Genomic DNA, 402 nt, shown 5'->3' with positions numbered 1-402 from the left:
ATATAATATAATTTAACAAGAATATTTAAAGAAAGGAAAAAATAATGAATTATAAAGTAAATTTTCAAGGGAAAAAATATGAATTAAATAAAGATAATTTACAAGATTTTTTTAATGATGAAATTAAACCAATAAAAAATTTTAGCATAGAAAAATTAATTGAAATTTTTAATGATAGTGATAAAATAAATTTTGAACAATCATACTACAAGGAAGCATGTTATAATTGCAATTGTGAATATAATAAAGATAAAAATTATTTTAAGTTTATAGAATATAATTTTTATCTTTATACTAAAAATGAAAATTATATTATAAGCAATATAGAAAAAAATTATGAAGGATTAAGTTTTAACAAACTATTTAAAATAGGAAAAATAGATGATAGTTATATATTAACCA

1 protein-coding gene is annotated in these 402 nt (G+C 15.4%); it reads left to right on the top strand.

Annotation, left to right across the window (positions count from 1 at the left end; translation table 11 throughout):
• Positions 1-44: 44 nt before the first annotated feature.
• Positions 45-402: DUF3785 family protein (locus GBZ86_RS16825; RefSeq protein WP_152892547.1), on the top strand; the 358-nt coding region annotated here is incomplete at its 3' end.

Origin of the sequence: Clostridium tarantellae, assembly GCF_009295725.1 — a bacterium.
In the GTDB taxonomy this organism is placed as follows: Bacteria; Bacillota; Clostridia; order Clostridiales; family Clostridiaceae; genus Sarcina; species Sarcina tarantellae.
This window is presented reverse-complemented; position numbering and strand designations above follow the sequence as displayed.